Annotated in this window: 14 protein-coding genes; 6 read left to right on the top strand and 8 right to left on the bottom strand. The window is 70.2% G+C overall.

What is annotated here, in order from left to right; genetic code table 11:
* Nucleotides 1-117: 117 nt before the first annotated feature.
* The 6 genes from AOK17_RS22140 to AOK17_RS22115 all read right to left on the bottom strand — a co-directional run bounded on the left by AOK17_RS22140 (nucleotide 118) and on the right by AOK17_RS22115 (nucleotide 6958).
* Nucleotides 118-747 (bottom strand): DoxX family protein, encoded by a 630-nt coding sequence (locus tag AOK17_RS22140; RefSeq protein WP_055614259.1) that lies wholly within the window; start codon nucleotides 745-747, stop codon nucleotides 118-120.
* A 206-nt stretch (nucleotides 748-953) separates the two neighbouring features.
* A complete protein-coding gene (gene pflA / locus AOK17_RS22135; protein ID WP_055614308.1) occupies nucleotides 954-1682 on the bottom strand; it encodes a pyruvate formate-lyase-activating protein in 729 nt (242 codons plus the stop codon).
* A gap of 14 nt (nucleotides 1683-1696) precedes the next feature.
* On the bottom strand, nucleotides 1697-3958 hold the full coding sequence (gene pflB / locus AOK17_RS22130; RefSeq protein ID WP_055614258.1) for a formate C-acetyltransferase: 2262 nt from the start codon (nucleotides 3956-3958) through the stop codon (nucleotides 1697-1699).
* 560 nt (nucleotides 3959-4518) lie between these two features.
* Nucleotides 4519-4959, bottom strand: a complete 441-nt coding sequence (locus tag AOK17_RS22125) for a pyridoxamine 5'-phosphate oxidase family protein (RefSeq protein WP_055614257.1) — start codon at nucleotides 4957-4959, stop codon at nucleotides 4519-4521.
* A gap of 225 nt (nucleotides 4960-5184) precedes the next feature.
* Nucleotides 5185-5871 carry a helix-turn-helix domain-containing protein gene (locus AOK17_RS22120; protein WP_055614256.1) on the bottom strand — a complete coding sequence of 229 codons (687 nt, stop codon included), beginning with the start codon at nucleotides 5869-5871 and terminating at the stop codon, nucleotides 5185-5187.
* Nucleotides 5872-5890: 19 nt separating this feature from the next.
* Complete coding sequence (locus tag AOK17_RS22115; RefSeq protein ID WP_055614255.1) at nucleotides 5891-6958, bottom strand: zinc-dependent alcohol dehydrogenase family protein; 1068 nt, start codon at nucleotides 6956-6958, stop codon at nucleotides 5891-5893.
* 273 nt (nucleotides 6959-7231) lie between these two features.
* Between AOK17_RS22115 and AOK17_RS22110 the strand changes: the two genes are divergently transcribed.
* Together AOK17_RS22110 and AOK17_RS22105 are read left to right on the top strand one after the other, a co-directional pair.
* Nucleotides 7232-7933, top strand: a complete 702-nt coding sequence (locus AOK17_RS22110; RefSeq protein ID WP_055614254.1) for a CBS domain-containing protein — start codon at nucleotides 7232-7234, stop codon at nucleotides 7931-7933.
* A 144-nt stretch (nucleotides 7934-8077) separates the two neighbouring features.
* A complete protein-coding gene (locus tag AOK17_RS22105; protein ID WP_055614253.1) occupies nucleotides 8078-8473 on the top strand; it encodes an STAS domain-containing protein in 396 nt (131 codons plus the stop codon).
* Between the two features lie 201 nt (nucleotides 8474-8674).
* Here AOK17_RS22105 and AOK17_RS22100 read toward each other — a convergent pair whose 3' ends face one another.
* Nucleotides 8675-9019 carry an Hsp20/alpha crystallin family protein gene (locus tag AOK17_RS22100; RefSeq protein WP_169801943.1) on the bottom strand — a complete coding sequence of 115 codons (345 nt, stop codon included), beginning with the start codon at nucleotides 9017-9019 and terminating at the stop codon, nucleotides 8675-8677.
* Between the two features lie 226 nt (nucleotides 9020-9245).
* Nucleotides 9246-10274: a type I glyceraldehyde-3-phosphate dehydrogenase gene (gene gap / locus AOK17_RS22095; protein ID WP_055614252.1), complete on the bottom strand. Its 1029-nt coding sequence runs from the start codon at nucleotides 10272-10274 to the stop codon at nucleotides 9246-9248.
* Between the two features lie 335 nt (nucleotides 10275-10609).
* Here gap and AOK17_RS22090 point away from each other — a divergent pair, with 335 nt between their 5' ends.
* The 4 genes from AOK17_RS22090 (at nucleotide 10610) to adhE (ending at nucleotide 18246) form a co-directional block, all read left to right on the top strand.
* Complete coding sequence (locus tag AOK17_RS22090; protein ID WP_055614251.1) at nucleotides 10610-11482, top strand: universal stress protein; 873 nt, start codon at nucleotides 10610-10612, stop codon at nucleotides 11480-11482.
* A gap of 163 nt (nucleotides 11483-11645) precedes the next feature.
* Nucleotides 11646-14333 (top strand): pyruvate, phosphate dikinase, encoded by a 2688-nt coding sequence (gene ppdK, locus AOK17_RS22085; protein ID WP_055614250.1) that lies wholly within the window; start codon nucleotides 11646-11648, stop codon nucleotides 14331-14333.
* A gap of 281 nt (nucleotides 14334-14614) precedes the next feature.
* Nucleotides 14615-15340: a CBS domain-containing protein gene (locus AOK17_RS22080; RefSeq protein ID WP_245697280.1), complete on the top strand. Its 726-nt coding sequence runs from the start codon at nucleotides 14615-14617 to the stop codon at nucleotides 15338-15340.
* 203 nt (nucleotides 15341-15543) lie between these two features.
* The gene (gene adhE / locus AOK17_RS22075; RefSeq protein ID WP_055614249.1) at nucleotides 15544-18246 is read left to right on the top strand and encodes a bifunctional acetaldehyde-CoA/alcohol dehydrogenase; all 2703 of its coding nucleotides are present in this window, start codon (nucleotides 15544-15546) and stop codon (nucleotides 18244-18246) included.
* Nucleotides 18247-18258: the final 12 nt, after the last annotated feature.

The raw sequence follows: 18258 nt of genomic DNA, 5'->3' as shown, positions 1-18258 counted from the left end.
GGGGCGGTCATGGTGCAGGGGCCGCAGGTCCCCGAAGGGGGCCGACCGGCCCTATGCCTGGGCGGGCTCGACGCGTGGCTGCGGGGTCCCGCTCAGGACCCCGCACCCCTCCCGTGGTCAGCGCAGCCAGCTGTTGTGGCGCACGAACGGCAGCTTCGCCCAGAGCTTCCCGGCACCCCAGGTGTCGCCGGCCGAGACAACGGCCAGGGCGATCAGGACGACGGCGTAGATGAGGTGGTAGTCGACGAACGGGTTCGTGGACATGCTGGGCGCGCCGTCGGAGAGGTGCTTTGCGGGCGGCCATTCGGCGATCCACATCAGCGCCATCATCGCGGTGCCCGCGACGGCCGCGAGCCGCAGCGCGAAGCCTCCGACCAGGGCTAGCCCCACGCCGAGCAGACCGGCCATGAACAGCCAGTCGGCCCAGGTGTCACCGGCCCAGGAGTGGAAGGTGGACTCCATCGGTCCGGCGGCGACCCCGCTCAGGAACCCCATGGTCGGCGAACCGCCGTCGATCCACCCCTTGCCGGACGGGGTCGCGTAGCCGAAGCCGAAGGTCTTGTCGAGGAAGGCCCACAGGAAGGCGAAGCCGGTCAGCAGACGCAGCGACGCGACGGCGTGGGCCCGCAGGGAGTACGTGTCGGTGCTTGCCGACACGGCGGACTCAGGGGTGGACGCGGTCCGGTGCCCACGCCAGGTGGGCAGGTGGAACCCCGGGCGCCGGTGAGAGTGCTCGTGCACGGCCATGATGGTGACCCCTTCGGAAAGCGACGATGCCGGGCCTGTGCCCTGACACCGCTCACTCTTGTGGCGCGGGAGGGGCGCCGCCGGATGCCGAAGGTCCGTTGGCGCAGGGCTGAACGGCCCCATCCGCAGGGCCGGTTGGGAGCGGTACCGACGCCGCCGACCTCCCTGGCCGCGTACCGGCACTGGTGCCGTACTCGGGACGATGCTCAGTAGGTCACGAGCCCGTGCTCCCTGAACTGCTCTCGGACCCGTTCGGTCAGTGCCGGTCCGGGGACGGGGTTGTCACGCAGTGGGAAGGGGATGTCCAGGGCTTCGTACTTCGAGGCGCCCAGCTTGTGGAACGGCAGGACGTCCACGCGGTCCACGTTGCCGAGGCCGGCGACGAAGCGAGCCAAGCCGTCGACCGCTTCGGGGTCGTCGGTCCAGCCGGGGACCAGGACGTAGCGGATCCACACCGGGATGCCCAGGCGGTCCAGGCGAGTGGCGAAGCTGAGAGTGGGGGCGAGTTCACCTCCGGTCAGTGTCCGGTACGTGGCGATCTCGAAGGCCTTGATGTCGAGCAGCACCAGGTCGGTGTCGGCGAGGAGTTCGTCGGTGGCCCGTGCGCCGAGGAGGCCGGAGGTGTCCACGGCGGTGTGCAGTCCCGCCTCCTTGCAGCGGCGCAGGACCGAGGCGGTGAAGGCGGGCTGGAGCAGTGGCTCACCGCCGGTGATCGTCACCCCTCCCCCGGCAGTCGTGATGAATTCCCGGTACTTGTCGATCTCGGCCATCACCTCGTCGACGGTGGCCTCACGGCCGTCCCGCATGTGCCAGGTGTCGGGGTTGGCGCAGTACAGGCAGCGCAGCGGGCAGCCGTTGACGAAGAGGACGAACCGGGTCCCGGGACCGTCCACGCCGGTGGACAGGTCCCAGGAGTGGATCCGGCCGGTGGTCATCGCCCTCACGGTGCTCACAGCGTTCCGTGGAAGGTGCGGCTGATCACGTCGAGCTGCTGCTCGCGGGTCAGGCGTACGAAGTTGACGGCGTAGCCGGAGACCCGGATGGTCAGCTCCGGGTACTTCTCGGGGTGTTCCATCGCGTCCTCCAGCGTTGCCCGATCGAGGACGTTGACGTTCATGTGGAAGCCGCCGGAGGCCGTGTACGCGTCGAGGATGCCCACCAGATGGCCCGCGCGCTCGGCGGGCGCGTGCCCCAGCCCCTCCGGGGTGATCGTCGTGGTCAGCGAGATGCCGTCACGTGCCTGCTCGTAGGGGAGCTTGGCGACCGAGAGCGCGGAGGCGGCCACTCCGTGCCGGTCGCGGCCGTTCATGGGGTTGGCGCCGGGCGCGAAGGGCTGTCCGGCCTGCCGGCCGTCGGGGGTGTTGCCGGTGTGCTTGCCGTAGACCACGTTCGAGGTGATCGTCAGCACCGACTGGGTGTGCTCGGCGTCCCGGTAGGCGGGGTGTGCGCGCACCTTCGCCATGAAGGACTTCACCAGCTCGACGGCGAGGGCGTCGACGCGGTCGTCGTTGTTGCCGTATGCCGGGTAGTCGCCCTCGGTCTCGTAGTCCACGGCCAGCCCGGTGCCGTCGCGGATCACCTTCACCCGCGCGTACTTGACGGCCGAGAGGCTGTCGGCCGCAACCGAGAGCCCGGCGATGCCGCACGCCATGAAGCGGTGCACGGGGTGGTCGTGCAGTGCCATCTCGATGCGCTCGTAGGCGTACTTGTCGTGCATGAAGTGGATGACGTTGAGCGTGTTGACGTAGGTGGCGGCCAGCCATTCCAGCATCCCGTCGTACGCCTTCGACAGCTCCTCGTACTCCAGGTACTCGCCGGTCAGTGCGGTCGTCTCGGGGCCGATCTGCTCGCCGGTCATCTCGTCCCGGCCGCCGTTGATCGCGTACAGCAGAGCCTTCGCGAGGTTCACCCGCGCTCCGAAGAACTGCATCTGCCGGCCGACCGCCATCGCCGAGACGCAGCAGGCGATCGCCGTGTCGTCGCCGGTGCACGGGCGCATCAGCTCGTCGGACTCGTACTGGACCGCGCTGGTGTCGATGGACACCTGGGCGCAGAACTGCTTGAAGGCGTCCGGCAGCCGGGGCGACCACAGCACCGTCAGGTTGGGCTCCGGGGCGGGGCCGAGGTTGTAGAGCGTCCGCAGGAAGCGGAAGGAGGTACGTGTGACCAGCGGACGTCCGTCGGTGCCGATGCCGCCGATGGACTCGGTGACCCAGGTCGGGTCGCCGGAGAACAGCGCGTCGTACTCGGGGGTGCGCAGGAACCGTACGATCCGCAGCTTGATCACGAAGTCGTCGATCAGCTCCTGGGCCCGGGTCTCGTCGATGCGGCCCTCGGTCAGGTCGCGCTGGAGGTAGACGTCCAGGAAGGTCGAGGTGCGGCCCAGCGACATCGCCGCGCCGTTCTGCTCCTTCACCGCGGCCAGATAGCCGAGGTAGAGCCACTGGACGGCCTCGTGTGCGGTGGCGGCGGGTCGGGTGACGTCGCAGCCGTACGAGGCGGCCATCTCTGCCAGCTCGCCCAACGCCCTTGTCTGCTCGGCCAGTTCCTCGCGGTCCCGGATGACGTCCGGGGTGGAGGGCTGTGCGTCCAGCAAGGCGCGTTCGGCACGCTTGGCCTCCGCAAGCCGGTTGGTGCCGTAGAGCGCCACCCTGCGGTAGTCGCCGATGATCCGACCCCGGCCGTAGGCGTCGGGCAGCCCGGTGATGATCCCGGCCTTGCGGGCGGCGCGCATCTCGGGGGTGTACGCGTCGAAGACTCCGTCGTTGTGGGTCTTGCGGTAGGTGCCGAAAACCCTGGTGACGAAGGGGTCGACCTCGTAGCCGTACGCCTTGAGTCCGTTCTCGACCATCCGCAGGCCGCCGTTCGGCATGATCGCGCGCTTCAGCGGGGCGTCGGTCTGCAGGCCGACGATCAGCTCCCGCTCGCGGTCGATGTATCCCGGCGCGTGCGAGGTGATCGTGGCCGGGGTCGCGGTGTCGACGTCCAGGATGCCCCTGCGCCGCTCCTCCGGGAACAGCGCGACGATCTTCTGCCACACGGTGCGGGTCCGCTCCGTGGGACCGGCGAGGAAGGCTGCGTCGCCTTCGTACGGGGTGTAGTTGGCCTGGATGAAGTCGCGCACGTCGACGTGGTCGCGCCAGTGCCCGCCCGTGAAACCGCGCCACGCGGACTCTGGTGCCTGCACGCTGGTTGGTGCCACCGTCGCCATAACTGCCTCCGCATACGTTCATGACGTGTCCGCGGAATCCCGTGGACGTCTCTGCTGTCGATACTCGTCCGGGCGGCAGGCGCGGAACAGGGCCGTCGGGAGCCCTCGACGACGCCGATCGGGCCAGGACAAAGAAGGCCCTCCGGGCCGGTGTTCCCACCTGGATGGGGCCGATCGGCCCTCTCGCACCGGACACCCGGCACCCGGCGCGGCGACATGACGTCGCTGAGACTCCGGTGCCGATGATGCTGCCGATCACCAGCGCGGCCGCCGCCGGAAGTCCGACTGCCTGTCTTTTGTCGGAGGGTGGAGCCACCGCTCCCGTGCGCCGGAAAGTTCATGTCCTCGCGTGGTCGCGGACATGGCTGTGCTCCTTCATCCGGCCGTTCCAGCAGGGGAGTTGATCTGGGACTGATCCTGCTGCGCGGGGAGCATCCGCGGTCAGTGGCCGCTTGTCCCCGAGCGGGACCGTTGGTCCCCACGACCTCGTCCCGATCGACCCGTCGATGACAGGGGCACGCCCCGCACCAGCCAGATGCGGGGCGCGTGGCGCAGTTGGTTCAGGAGGAGATGCCCACCCCGTAGATCGTGCGCCCGCCGACGAGTTCACGACCGGTGACCAGCTCGGCCTCGATGCGTACGAAGACTTCCCCGGGTGCGGCGACCCAGGAGTGCGGGCCGGTCAGGGACAGCCGCCTGTGCTCGGCGGTATCGGTGACCACGGTGGCGTGTCCGGTGATGACGACGCTCCAGCCGGAGTGCGCGACGGCGTCGAGCTCGTCCGCCTCGAAGGCGACCACCGCACCGTCGACAGCGCGGGACAGTTCAGAATCCGCCGCGGTGCGCAGCAGCACGGCGGAATCGCCGTCCAGGGCGAAGTCGACCGGCAGGACCGCGGGCAGGGCGTGACGGGTGTGGACAATGCGGCCGACGGGCGCCCCGGCCAACAGGCGCAGGCGCTCCTGCCGGTCGAGTTCGCGGAATCCGTCGTTGGGATGCATCGGGCGCTCCAGCTCTCACGTGGTGCAGCGGTATGTGTCCCATGCTGTGCGCCGGTGGCGGCGGGGACGAGAGCCCACCGGTCCACGACTGCCGGCGAGTGGCCCCGGCGGTGTCGCCCGCGGGCACGCACCTGAGCACTTCGCCGTTATGTCGTGGGAGGGCCCGGGCCCTCCCACGACATAACGGCCGTACCGGCCGCGTCTCCGTTCACACCGCTCGCGGCATCAGCGCACCGTGATCGAGCGCCCGGTGATGTCGGCGAGGTCGATAGACACCCACGTGTTCCGCTCGCCGCCCGCCCATGGACCGCTGTACGCCCGCTCCTCCAGCCGGCGTACGGCGTCGGGCTCGGTCACCTCGCGTGCGCGGCCACGCACGAGCACGCTCCAGCCTCGGCTGAGTGCCTCGTCGATGTGGTCGACCTCGAAGGCGACCTGCTGCCCGGCGGCGGCCGCAGGTGCCGCGCCGGGAGCGGTCCGGAAGACGACCGCACCGTCGACGACGCTGTAGTTCACGGGAACGACGACTGGCCCGGTGGGCGTGGACATGGCGAGTCGTCCGACACCGTGCGTCGACAGCCGTGCGCGGCACTCCTCGGTGCTCAGCTCCACGAGCTCCGGGCGGCCGGCGGCCCGGCCGACCCCCGGCGGCAGGTCGGCGTCACCACCGCGCAGGGCCGTAACCGTGGTCTCCAGGGCGTCGGCGAGCCGGATGAGGACGCCGGTGCCGGGCGTGGCGGTGGACTGTTCCTCCAGGTACTGGAGGTAGCTGGGGACCGTACCCGCCCGCTCTGCGGTCTCCTGCCGGGTCAGGCCGAGTTCCCCTCGGCGCTGGGCGATGCGCCGCCCGATGTCGCCCCGTGCGGCATTCGCCGCCGAGGACGCCGTGTTCGGTGGTGTGTGCTCCGGCATTACCGGTCACTTCCTCCTGTCAGGACGCCCTGACCGTCAGAACGTCGTGCGGCTGCCCGCCGAGGACGACTTTGAGCGCGCCGGTGTCGGCGGCCCGGGAGAAGACGTCGTACGCCTCTTCCATCTGGTCCAGCTGGAAGGTGTGGGTGACCATCGACGAGGCGGGCAGGCGGCCCCCTGCCATCATGCGCAGCAGCGTCGGCGTGGAGGACGTGTCGACCAGCCCGGTGGTGATCGTCACGTTCTTGATCCACAGCTCTTCGAGGTGCAGCAGGGCGGGCTTGCCGTGCACACCGACGTTGGCCACGTGTCCACCCGGCCGCACCATGCGCGTGCACGTCTCGAAGGCTTCCGGGACTCCGACCGCTTCGACGACGACATCGGCCCCGAGGCCTTCGGTGAGGTCGGCGACCAGCGATTCGGCCTCGCCCGCGACCGCCACGGCGTCGGCGCCGAGGTGCTTGGCCGCCTCCAGCCGGGCCGGGGCGAGGTCCACGGCGATGATCTTCTCGGGTGTGTACAGCCGGGCGGTGGCGATCGCGGCGAGACCGATGGGACCGGCGCCCACGACGGCGACGGTGTCTCCGGGCCGTACGCGGCCGTTCAGCACACCCACCTCGTAGGCCGTGGGGAAGATGTCGGCCAGCAGCACGGCGTCCTTGCTGTCCAAGGCGCCCGGCAGCAGGTGCGTGGACAGGTCGGCGTGGGGCACGCGGACGTACTCGGCCTGCGTGCCGTTGATCAGGTGGCCGAGGATCCAGCCTCCTCCGCCGCGGCACTGCCCGTACGATCCCTCCCGGCAGAAGCGGCAACGGCCGCACGCCGTGATGCACGAGACGAGCACCCGGTCGCCGGGACGGACGCTGCGTACGTCGCTGCCGACCTCGACGATCTCGCCGACGGCCTCGTGACCGAGGACCGTTCCCGGACGTACCTCGGGTACGTCGCCCTTGAGGATGTGCAGGTCCGTTCCACAGATGGTGACGGTGTCGACGCGGACGACCGCGTCGGTGGCGTCCTGGATACCGGGGTCCGCGACATCCTCCCAGGCGGACTGTCCGGGGCCGTGGAAGACGAGTGCCTTCATGACGATCCCTTTCCTCGGTGTGCCGGCCGGCCGTGGTGACCGCTTCGATGCGAGGCCCCGGTTGCGGCCAACCGGTACCGCCCCACATGTCCAGCCTGACCGGGATGGCTGCCGCCCGCATGGGCTGGTCGGCCCCCACCTCAGGAAGACCGGCAGGGCCGGTTCGGGCCGTTCGGCAGCAGGCGGGGCCGATCAGCCCCTGCAGAGCCGTGCCCGGGTACCGGACAGTGGGCAGCAGGAACGCTGAGAACCATGTCGAAGGAGGCAGGGGCCATGAGGCACCGCATCGTGAGCGAACTGATGACAACCGAGGTCGTGAGCGTGCGGCAGGACGCGTCTTTCACGGAAATGGCCAAACTGCTCGCCGAGCACGACATCACCGCGGTTCCGGTCGTGGACGACGGCGACCGCCCCGTCGGAGTGGTGTCCGAGGCGGACCTGCTCCGCAGGGAGGCAGGCCGGCTCGACACGGCGGCGGGGCCCGGCCTCGACCCCTGGCCCGCCGAACCGGCCAGGGCCGAAGCGACCACGGCCGGTGGGCTGATGACCAGCCCGGTCGTCACCGGCCGTCCGGAATGGACAGTGGCCGAGGCCGCCCGGGCAATGGAACGGAATCGTGTCAAGCGACTGCCGGTAGTGGACGCGAGCGGCCGACTGATCGGCTTGATAAGCCGTGGAGACCTGCTGCGGGTGTTCCTGCGCGGGGACCGCGCCATCCGCGAGGAGATCACCGGGGACATACTGGTGCACACGCTGGGTATCCCGCCCACAGCGGTGACCGCTCACGTCGTGGACGGCCGGGTCACTCTGCGCGGAACCGTTGAGCGCAGATCCACCATTCCCGTGGTCGTGCGGCTGTGCCGCAGCGTGGACGGCGTCGTCGAGGTCTCGGAACACCTGGATCACAGGGTCGACGACACGGACGGCCCGGCATCGGGCATCGACTCCTCGCGACGTGACCAGCTGTCGCCCTGACGAACCGCGGGACCGGCACCCGGCAGTGCGCTGCGACGGCCTCCTCGTCCGTTGCTCCGCGCCGTCGGGGAAAGTTCCCAAAGGGCATGAAAGGGTACCGAACGGCCCTACCTTCCGCGTAGCCGTCCGGGATTTCCTGAGCGCATGGACGAACCCGGCTCACAGCAAGTGCTTCGCCTGAGCACACGCATCATCGGCGACATCACTGTTGTACGGCTGTGCGGCGAGATCGACATTCTGACCGCAACACCCTTGTCGGTGCGTCTCGATGGCCTGACCGCCGGACCGAGTCCCGAGCTGGTGCTGGACCTGCGATCCGTAACGTTCATCGACTGCAGTGGTCTGGCCGCGCTGTGCCGCGCCCGGAACCGCATGAGGATCCGGGACGGGCGGCTTCGCCTCGTGACCAGCAGCCCGAGCGTTCTGCGGTTGCTGCGCCTGACCGGTCTGGCCCACGCCTTCGAGGTGTACCCGCGCCTTTCCGACGCTCTCGCCCGTACTCCGGGCAAGGCAGGCATCCTTTCCCCCGCGGCCGGATGACCATGTGTCGGGGATTCGGCAGTCCCTTGGACTGGCGAGCAGCAGACGGCGGAGGTGACGCAGGATCCGGCCCCCGTGACCATGCCGGACGCCGCGACGATGACGATCGGGCGAAAAGGATGCGCGGCAAAGGTGCGCGGCCGGAAGAACATACCGGCCGCGCACACTTGATGCGGCTTGGCGCGAACCCGCGCTCAGACGTCATTCAACGTGCCGCACGGGGATGGTCCTGATGCCCGCCTTCGTCTCCGGCACCGGAACCGTGATGGTCAGAACACCATCCTTGTAGTCGGCGGTCGCCTCGTCGCCCTTGGCCCCGGCCGGCAGCCGGACGGCGCGGGCGAAGGTGCCGTAGCGGAACTCCGTGTGGTGCTTCTGCGTCGGCTCCTCAGCGCGCTCGGCGCGAAGCGTCAGAACGCCTTCCGTGACAGTGATCTCGACATCCTTGGACGGGTCGATGCCCGGACGCTCTGCCCGCAGCACATACGTCCCGTCCGCCAGGTGTTCCTCCACACGGATGCCGTGCAGCCCTGGGGCGGTGCGCATACCGGGGAACCCGGCCTCGACCCAACCGGCAGGTCGGGCAGCGGCGGCCAACCCGGCAGCCGCTCGATCATGCCGCTCATGTCACCCTCCCTCTCTCGTTCGCTGCTTCCAGAATCGCGGGCCCTGGCCGGGACATGTGTGGGCCGACCGGTCCTCAGTAGACCCGGTCGGCCCTGTCGGCCGGTCGTCCGGCCACTCCTCGCGCTGGTGCGGTCGCGACCGCTGCTCACCTCTGCGGGAGTCGGGCGGCGACGTACTCGGTGAGGTCGAGCAGACGGTTGGTGTAGCCCCACTCGTTGTCGTACCACCCGAAGACCTTCACCAGGTCGCCGTGCGCCTGGGTCAGCGGAGCGTCGAGCACGCACGAGGCGGGGTCGCCGACGATGTCCCGGGAGACGATCGGGGCGTCCGACACTCGCAGGATTCCCTTCAGCGGGCCGTCGGCGGCCTCGCGGAACGCGGCGTTGACCTCGTCCGCGGTCACGGGACGGTCGAGCACCACGCTCAGGTCCGTCAGCGAGCCGTCCTCGACCGGCACCCGGACAGCGATGCCGTCCAGAGTGCCTGCCAGCTTCGGCAGGACGAGGCCCACCGCGCGGGCGGCGCCGGTGCTGGTCGGGATGATGTTCACGGCGGCGGTGCGACCGCGACGCGGGTCCTTGTGCGGACCGTCCAGGACCACCTGGTCGTTGGTGTAGCCGTGGATGGTGGTCATCAGGCCCTTGACGAGGCCGAAGTGCTCGTCCAGCACCTTCACCATCGGCGCCACACAGTTGGTCGTGCACGAGGCGTTGGAGATCACGTGGTCCCGCTCGGGGTCGTAGACGCCCTCATTGACCCCCATGACAACAGTGGCGTCGACTTCCTTGCCCGGTACGGAGAGCAGTACCTTGCGCGCGCCGGCCTTCAGGTGCAGTCCGGCATCCTCACGGCTGCGGAAGTGTCCGGTGGACTCGATGACCACGTCCACTCCGAGCTCACCCCAGGCCAGGGCCGCGGGGTCGCTCTTGGCCGTCACCGCGATGCGGTGACCGTCCACCGTCAGCGACGTGTCGTCGTGCTCGACGCTGCGGCGCAGCCGCCCGAAGGTCGAGTCGTACTCCAGCAGATGGGCCAGCGCCGCCGGCGAGGTGAGGTCGTTGACCGCCACCACCTCGACGGCGGTACCGGTCCCCGCCTCCGCACGCTCCAGTACGCAGCGCAGGTAGTTGCGCCCGATGCGGCCGAAGCCGTTGATTCCTATGCGCACGGTCATGTCCGTCGTCCTCCCCGGTCGGTGTCTGGTGTGCGCTGCCAGCCTGTGGGACCCGCGTCGATAGGGGCATGGGCCGTACGGGGACGAGGCGGGGACGTTCGGCCCCGTGTGCGGGGCCGGGTCGCGGTCGGCTCACCGGCCGGGTGGTGGCACTGGGACCGAGCAGGAACCGGCCCACCGCCACGATGCGTACGGACCGCCGCAAGACCGGGACCAGGTGGCCGCGGTTCGGGACCACTGGCCCATGGAGGACGTGACCGCGTCGGCGCGAGGCTCGGAACGAGTACCGGCGGCCTCTGCCGCCACCCGTCGTACCGGACCCGGAGGTATCTCCCATGCTTCGCCCCATCACCGTCGGCCTGGACGGCTCTCCCGAGAGCCTGGCCGCAGCCGACTGGGCCGCCCGTGAGGCGCAGCGCCGCGGCCTGCCGCTGCACTTGGTCAACGCCTGGATCTGGCAGCCGCACGACGTGCCCGTCGCCGAGGACCTGGAGGCCCAGAAGCGCTGGGCCCTGAGCGTGCTGCGCGAGTCCGAGCAGGAACTGCGTACCCGGTATCCGCAGCTGACGATCGACACCGAGCAGGTCTCCGAGCCGGCCACCGAGGTTCTGCTGGGCCGGGCGGAGAAGGCCGAGATGCTGGTGCTGGGCTCCAGCGGGCACGGCGCCGTCGCCGGCTTCCTCCTCGGCTCCGTCGGCCAGCACGTGCTCGCCAAGGCAAAGCACCCGGTGGTGATGGTGCGGGCGAACACGCGGTCCGCGGCCGAGGGGGACAGCGGAGAAGTGGTGGTCGGGCTCCAGGATCTGGGCTCACAGGCCGGCCCGCTTCTGGAGTTCGCGTTCCTTGCGGCGGCCGCCCGCGGAGCGACGCTCCGTGCCGTACACGCCTGGGATCTGCCTCCGCTGTACGGACGCGGCCCCGAGGCCGGGCAGGCGGCGGTCAAGCCGGGCGCCCTGGCCGAACAGCAGGAGAAGGCGCTGAGCGACGCCCTGCAGCCGTGGCGGGAAAAGTTCCCGCAGGTCACAGTGGTTGAGACAGTCGACCTTGCCTTCGCCTCCGGGGTCGTGCTGCAGGCCGCGGCGCATGCCGGGCTCGTGGTCGTGGGCCGCCGCGTACACCGGCCCGCGCTCGGCATGCGCATCGGCCCGCTCGCGCATGCCGTGCTCCACCACGTGGCCGCCCCTGTCGTCATCGTCCCTCACGACTGACGGTCGGCAGGTCCACCGGCCTCGGGAACGTCCGGGGCATGGCAGCCACACCAAAGGCCCGCTTGGAGCGGGAAACCCGGTCCCTCACATCCGTCGCATCCCTCACGGAGAGCGGACACCACGTCCGGCAACTCCCCCGAATCCGAAGGAAGAGCACACCGCCATGGCCCACCACGTGTACGAATTCACCGAGGGCGGCCGTGACATGGCCGACCTGCTCGGCGGCAAGGGCGCCAACCTGGCCGAGATGACCCGGATGGGCCTGCCCGTGCCGCCCGGGTTCACCGTCAGCACCGAGGCCTGTCGTGCCTTTCTCACGACCGGCAGCGAGCCGGACGGGCTGTTCCGCGAGATCTCCCGCCACCTGACCGCCCTTGAGCAGGCCGCCGGGCGGCTTCTGGGACAGCCGGACGACCCGCTGCTTCTGTCCGTCCGGTCCGGGGGCCGCTTCTCCATGCCCGGCATGATGGAGACCATCCTCGACATCGGCCTCAACGACGACTCCGTGCTCGGTCTGGCGAAGTCCTCCGGGAACGAGCGCTTCGCCTGGGACTCCTACCGCCGCCTCGTGCAGATGTTCGGCAGTACGGTCATGGGAGTCGACAGTGGGCTGTTCGAAGGCATCTTGGCCCGCCTCAAGGACATGCGCGGCGCGGCCGACGACCTGCATCTGGACGCCACCGACCTCGCCGGGCTCGTCGAGGCCTACAAGGACCTGATCCACCACGAGACCGGCGAGGACTTCCCGCAGCTGCCCGCCGAGCAACTGCGGCGTGCGGTCCTCGCCGTCTTCGAGTCCTGGAACGGTGAACGCGCCCGGCTCTACCGCCGCCGCGAGCACATCCCGGACGACCTCGGTACCGCGGTCAACGTCCAGACCATGGTCTTCGGCAACCTCGGTCCCGACTCCGGCAGCGGCGTCGCCTTCACCCGGGACCCGGCCACCGGCGCGCCGGGCGTGTACGGCGACTACCTGGCCAACGCCCAGGGCGAGGACGTCGTCGCGGGCATCCGCAACACCATCCCGCTGGACGGACTGAAGGACCTGGACCCGACCTCGTACGCGCAACTGCGCGCACACATGCGGACGTTGGAGACCCACTACCGTGACCTGTGCGACATCGAGTTCACGATCGAGCGCGGCAGGCTGTGGATGCTGCAGACGCGGGTCGGAAAGCGCACCGCCGAGGCCGCGTTCGCCATCGCCGCCGCGCTGGCCGACGAGGGACTGATCACCGCGGACGAGTGCCTGGCACGGGTCGGCGGGGACGGACTGTCCCGGTTGATGTTCCCCCGCTTCGACACCTCGAAGGTCGGGCAGGCACTCGCGCACGGCATCCCTGCCTCACCGGGCGCCGCCGTGGGCGCCGCGGTCTTCGACTCCGCCGAGGCCGTCCGTCGCGCCGCGGCCGGGGAGAAGGTGGTCCTCGTACGCCAGGAGACCACCCCCGACGACCTGCCTGGCATGATCGCCGCCCAGGCCGTGCTGACCAGCCGCGGCGGCAAGACGAGCCATGCCGCCGTGGTCGCCCGCGGCATGGGGAAGGTCTGCGTCTGCGGCGCCGAGGAACTCGGTGTCGACACCGGCGCGCGGCGCTTCACCGCCGACGGCACCACGGTCGAGGAAGGCACGGTCATCTCGGTGGACGGCTCCGAAGGCGCCGTGTACCTGGGCGCCGCCCCGCTCGTCGACTCCTCCGTGATGCGCTACTTCGAGACCGGCGAACACTCGGCGGGACTGGTCGAGGCCGTGGCCCGCGCCATGGACCGGGCCGACGGAGTACGACGGCTTGGCGTGCGGGCGAACGCCGACACCCCCGAGGACGCGGCCCGGGCCCGCCGGTTCGGGGCCGAGGGCATCGGCCTGTGCCGCACCGAGCACATGTTCCTCGGCGAGCGCCGGCAGCTGGTCGAGGCGATGATCCTCGCCCGCACGGACACCGAACGCGAACGGGCCCTCGACGGGCTGCTGCCCCTGCAGCGAGAGGACTTCGTCGGCATTCTGGAGGCGATGGACGGCCTGCCGGTCACCATCCGGCTCCTCGACCCGCCCCTGCACGAGTTCCTGCCCGACCGCACGGAACTCGCCGTACGGCTCGCCGCCGCCGAGGCCCACGGCAACCCGCCGAGCGCACACGACTCGGAGCTGCTGGACGCCGTGAACCGCATGCACGAGGAGAACCCGATGCTCGGCCTGCGCGGAGTACGTCTGGGCCTGGTGGCGCCGGGCCTGGTCGCCATGCAGGTACGGGCCATCGCCGAGGCGGTCGTGGAGCGCAAGCGCGCGGGCGGAGACCCCCGGGCGGAGATCATGGTGCCGCTGATCGACACCGTCGAGGAACTGCGGCTCGTACGTGAGGAAGTGGAGCAGGTACTCGCCGAGGTCTCCAACGCCTCGGGCGTCCTCGTCCAGTGCCCGGTGGGCACGATGATCGAGCTGCCGAGGGCCGCCCTCACAGCGGGCGCGATCGCGAAGGAGGCCGAGTTCTTCTCCTTCGGCACCAACGATCTGACCCAGACGACCTGGGGCTTCTCCCGCGACGACGTGGAGGCGGCGTTCTTCTCCGCCTATCTCGACAAAGGCATCTTCAAGGTGTCCCCGTTCGAGACGATCGACCGGGCAGGTGTCGGCCGCCTGGTCGAGATCGCGATCGCGGAGGGCCGCGCCGCGCACCCCGGGCTGAAGGTCGGCGTCTGCGGCGAGCACGGAGGCGACCCCGAGTCGGTCCACTTCTTCCACACAGCGGGGCTCGACTACGTCTCCTGCTCCCCGTTCCGCGTCCCGGTCGCCCGCCTGGAGGCCGGACGGGCCGCGCTCCACGGGCCCGCGGACAACGACGACAGCAAGTGATGAAGGGCCGGGCTCCGCTCCGGCAGGGAGGTTCGTCCCCGGTCGCGGGACACTCGGCCCCTGCCCTGGCCGGCAGCCGGGCGAGAGGCTGAACAGGCACCGGAAGCCGGGCTGCCGGAGCCGTCCGAAGGGGCGGCCCCGGCCGGTCCCACCGCCCGGGCCCGCGCTTCCGGCCCCCGGACACCCGCCGCGGGCGACAGCCCCCGCCGGAGTCCGACGCCGCCCACAGGTGCGCGACTCGGAATCAGCCGCTCTCCTGTACCCGTAGAGGAGGAAATGCCGTGAAGACCCGCACCGTCGGCGAGGTGATGACCAGCGAGGTCGTCGAAGCCCGCCCGGAGACGTCGTTCAAGGACGTGGCACGGCTGCTGGACGGGCATCGCATCAGTGGGCTGCCCGTCGTGGATCACGACGACAAGGTCCTGGGAGTGATCTCCGAGACCGACCTGATACACCGGCAGGCGTTCCGCGCCGGCCACGGCCGGGAGCGCCGCTTCCGGATGCCCGCGCTGCGGCGTGCGGCCCGCGCGGCTGCCACCAAGGCGACTGCCGTGACCGCGGAGGAGCTGATGTCCACGCCCGCGATCACCGTGCACCCGGAACAACGCGTCGCGGACGCCGCACGTGTGATGGAGCGCCACCACATCGAGCGGCTCCCGGTGGTGGACGAGGAGGACCGCCTGATCGGCATCGCCACGCGCCGCGACCTCCTGCGCGTCTTCCTCCGAACGGACGACGAGATCCGGCAGGAAGTTGTCGCCGAAGTCCTGACCCAGGCCATGCTCCTGCCGCCCCAGAGCGTGTTCGTCTCGGTCAACGACGGGGTGGTCACGCTGGAGGGCCGGCTGGAGCGCCGCAGCGACATTCCGCCGACCATCCGGCTGACCTGGCGGGTGGACGGAGTCGTCGGCGTGATGAACAGCCTGACGTTCCGCATCGACGACACCCGCCCGCCCGAGAATCACCCTTCACACAGGATCGACCACCACTGGCTTCCGGAGCGGTGACAACCGGCACTCACGGACCGGGGCCGGTCGGCCCCTCAAGGGGACCATCGGCATCTGCGGGACGGCACGGGGCCGGGGTGACCGTAGTGGTGGGAGCGGTACCGATCCCCCGCGGTGCCGCTCCCGCCCTCGCTCCCCACGCACCGGCCTCGCTCGAGTCGCCGACCTTGCGCAACAGACTTCAACAACGGAGGCGGATCCCCATGACCCGGCATGACGACAACCGGCCCCGGACCGCTTCGGGCCACGGTGCGCCGTCGGACATCGCCATCGCCGTCGACCGGTTGGTCACGGACGGGCTCAAGGCGCTCGCCGACTACGAGTCCATGGACCAGGAGCAGATCGACCACATCGTCAAGAAGGCCTCGGTCGCCGCCCTGGACCAGCACACCGAGCTGGCCCGCCTCGCCGTGCAGGAGACCGGCCGCGGAGTCTTCGAGGACAAGGCCGCCAAGAACATGTTCGCGTGCGAGCACGTCACCCACAGCATGGGCCGCATGAAGACCGTCGGGGTCATAGCCCGCGACGACATCGACGACATGGTCGAGATCGCCGAACCGGTCGGCGTCCTGTGCGCGATCACACCGGTCACCAACCCGACCTCGACCACGCTTTTCAAGGCCCTCATGGCGCTGAAGACCCGCAATCCGATCGTCTTCGCCTTCCACCCCTCCGCCCAGCGCTGCAGCGCGGAGGCGGCCCGCATCGTCCGGGACGCGGCTGTCGCCGCGGGAGCGCCGGAGCATTGCGTGCAGTGGATCGAGTCCCCCTCCATCGACGCGACCGGCGCGCTGATGCACCACCCCGGTGTCTCGTTGATCCTCGCGACCGGCGGAAACGCCATGGTCAAGGCCGCCTACTCGGCCGGGAAACCCGCGCTCGGGGTGGGCGCCGGCAACGTCCCCGCCTACGTCCACAAGAGCGCCCGCCTGCGCCGCGCCGTCAACGACCTCGTCCTGTCCAAGGCGTTCGACAACGGCATGATCTGCGCCTCCGAGCAGGCCGTCATCCTGGACACCGAGATCTACGACTCGGCGCTGGCCGAATTCCGCATCCTGCACGCCCACCTGGCCACCGCCGAGGAGAAGCGGAAGCTGGAGGCCTACCTCTTCCCCACCGACTCCTCCAACCGGGGGCACCCCGGGCCGGAGGTCGGAGGAGGCTGTGAGCCCAAGGTCAACTCCGCGGCCGTCGGCCGGAGCCCGGCATGGATCGCCGAACAGGCCGGCTTCACCGTGCCCGCAGACACCTCGCTCATCCTCGTCGAGGCCGACCACGTCGGTCCGGACGAACCCCTGACCCGCGAGAAGCTGTGCCCGGTTCTGACCATGCTGCGCGCCGACTCCCAACAGCAGGGCTTCGACCTGGCCGCCGACATGATCGCCTTCCACGGCCAGGGCCACAGCGCCGTCATCCACACCGAGGACGCGGCACTGGCAGAGGCGTACGGCACACGCATGAAGACGGTAAGGGTGATCGTCAACGCTCCGTCCTCGCAGGGCGCGATAGGCGGCATCTACAACAGCCTGCTCCCTTCGCTGACCCTGGGCTGCGGCTCCTGGGGCAGTACCTCGGTGTCCAACAACGTGTCCGCCGCCAACCTGCTGAACATCAAGCGGGTCACCGGTCGCCGCAACAACCTCCAGTGGTTCAAGGTGCCGCCGAAGATCTACTTCGAGCCGGGGTCCATCAGCTACCTCGCCTCCATGCCGGAGGTCCACCGCGTCACGATCGTGACCGACGCGACCATGACCCGTCTCGGCTTCGTGGACCGTGTCGGCCGCGTCCTGCAGCGCCGCCCCCAGCCCGTGACGGTGCAGATCATCGACAACGTCGAGCCCGAACCGAGCATCGACTCCGTGCGGCGCGGCGCCCGTCTCATGCACGACTTCCGCCCGGACACCATCATCGCCCTGGGCGGCGGCTCGCCCATGGACGCCGCCAAGGTGATGTGGCTGCTGTACGAGCAGCAGGCCGTCGGCAGGGAAATGGACTTCGCCGACATGCGGCAGAAGTTCTCCGACATCCGCAAACGGGCCTTCCGCTTCCCGGTCCTGGGCGAGCGCGCCCGCCTGGTGTGTATTCCGACCACCTCCGGCACCGGCGCCGAGGTCACCCCGTTCGCCGTGATCTCCGACCCGGCGACCGGCAAGAAGTACCCCCTTGCCGACTACGCGCTCACCCCCAGTGTGGCCATCGTCGACCCACTGCTCACCGCCGACCTGCCCCCGGCCCTCGCGGCCGACAGCGGCTTCGACGCCCTCACCCACGCCATCGAGGCGTACGTGTCCGTCTACGCGAACGACTTCACCGACGGCCCTGCCCTGCACGCCATCAGGCTCGTCTTCGACAACCTCGAACCGGCCGTGAACGACCGCGCCGCCCGGCCCGACGCGCGGGAGAAGATGCACAACGCGGGCACCATCGCCGGCATGGCCTTCGGCAACGCCTTCCTCGGCATCGTCCACGCCATGTCCCACACGCTCGGCGCGACCTTCCGCATCGCCCACGGCCGCACCAACGCCGTCCTGCTGCCGCACGTCATCCGCTACAACGGCACCGTCCCGACGAAGCTCACCGGCTGGCCCAAGTACGAGCACTACCGCGCCCCCGAGCGGTTCCAGGACATCGCCCGCACCCTCGGCCTGCCCGCGGCCACCCCGGCCGAGGGCGTCGAGTCGCTGGCCGCCGCCGTGGAACGGCTGCGCGACGGCGTGCGCATCGAACCATCGTTCCACGCCCTCGGCATCGACGAGCAGACCTTCCTCGACGCCCTGCCCCAGCAGGCTCTCAACGCCTACGAGGACCAGTGCGCGCCCGCAAACCCGCGCATGCCCATGCTCGACGACATGCAACGGCTCATGCGCACGGCCTACCACGGCGAGGCGGGCGCTCCCGGCGAATAGGGTCGACCGGTC

Origin of the sequence: Streptomyces phaeochromogenes (assembly GCF_001418655.1) — a bacterium.
In the GTDB taxonomy this organism is placed as follows: domain Bacteria; phylum Actinomycetota; class Actinomycetes; order Streptomycetales; family Streptomycetaceae; genus Streptomyces; species Streptomyces phaeochromogenes.
This window is presented reverse-complemented; position numbering and strand designations above follow the sequence as displayed.

Coding starts and splice junctions, on each gene's coding strand:
- AOK17_RS22140 (WP_055614259.1), bottom strand. CDS start 747: ATGGCCGTGCACGAGCACTCTCACCGGCGCCCGGGGTTCCACCTGCCC.
- pflA (WP_055614308.1), bottom strand. CDS start 1,682: ATGACCACCGGCCGGATCCACTCCTGGGACCTGTCCACCGGCGTGGAC.
- pflB (WP_055614258.1), bottom strand. CDS start 3,958: ATGGCGACGGTGGCACCAACCAGCGTGCAGGCACCAGAGTCCGCGTGG.
- AOK17_RS22125 (WP_055614257.1), bottom strand. CDS start 4,959: ATGCATCCCAACGACGGATTCCGCGAACTCGACCGGCAGGAGCGCCTG.
- AOK17_RS22120 (WP_055614256.1), bottom strand. CDS start 5,871: ATGCCGGAGCACACACCACCGAACACGGCGTCCTCGGCGGCGAATGCC.
- AOK17_RS22115 (WP_055614255.1), bottom strand. CDS start 6,958: ATGAAGGCACTCGTCTTCCACGGCCCCGGACAGTCCGCCTGGGAGGAT.
- AOK17_RS22110 (WP_055614254.1), top strand. CDS start 7,232: ATGAGGCACCGCATCGTGAGCGAACTGATGACAACCGAGGTCGTGAGC.
- AOK17_RS22105 (WP_055614253.1), top strand. CDS start 8,078: ATGGACGAACCCGGCTCACAGCAAGTGCTTCGCCTGAGCACACGCATC.
- AOK17_RS22100 (WP_169801943.1), bottom strand. CDS start 9,019: ATGCGCACCGCCCCAGGGCTGCACGGCATCCGTGTGGAGGAACACCTG.
- gap (WP_055614252.1), bottom strand. CDS start 10,274: ATGACCGTGCGCATAGGAATCAACGGCTTCGGCCGCATCGGGCGCAAC.
- AOK17_RS22090 (WP_055614251.1), top strand. CDS start 10,610: ATGCTTCGCCCCATCACCGTCGGCCTGGACGGCTCTCCCGAGAGCCTG.
- ppdK (WP_055614250.1), top strand. CDS start 11,646: ATGGCCCACCACGTGTACGAATTCACCGAGGGCGGCCGTGACATGGCC.
- adhE (WP_055614249.1), top strand. CDS start 15,544: ATGACCCGGCATGACGACAACCGGCCCCGGACCGCTTCGGGCCACGGT.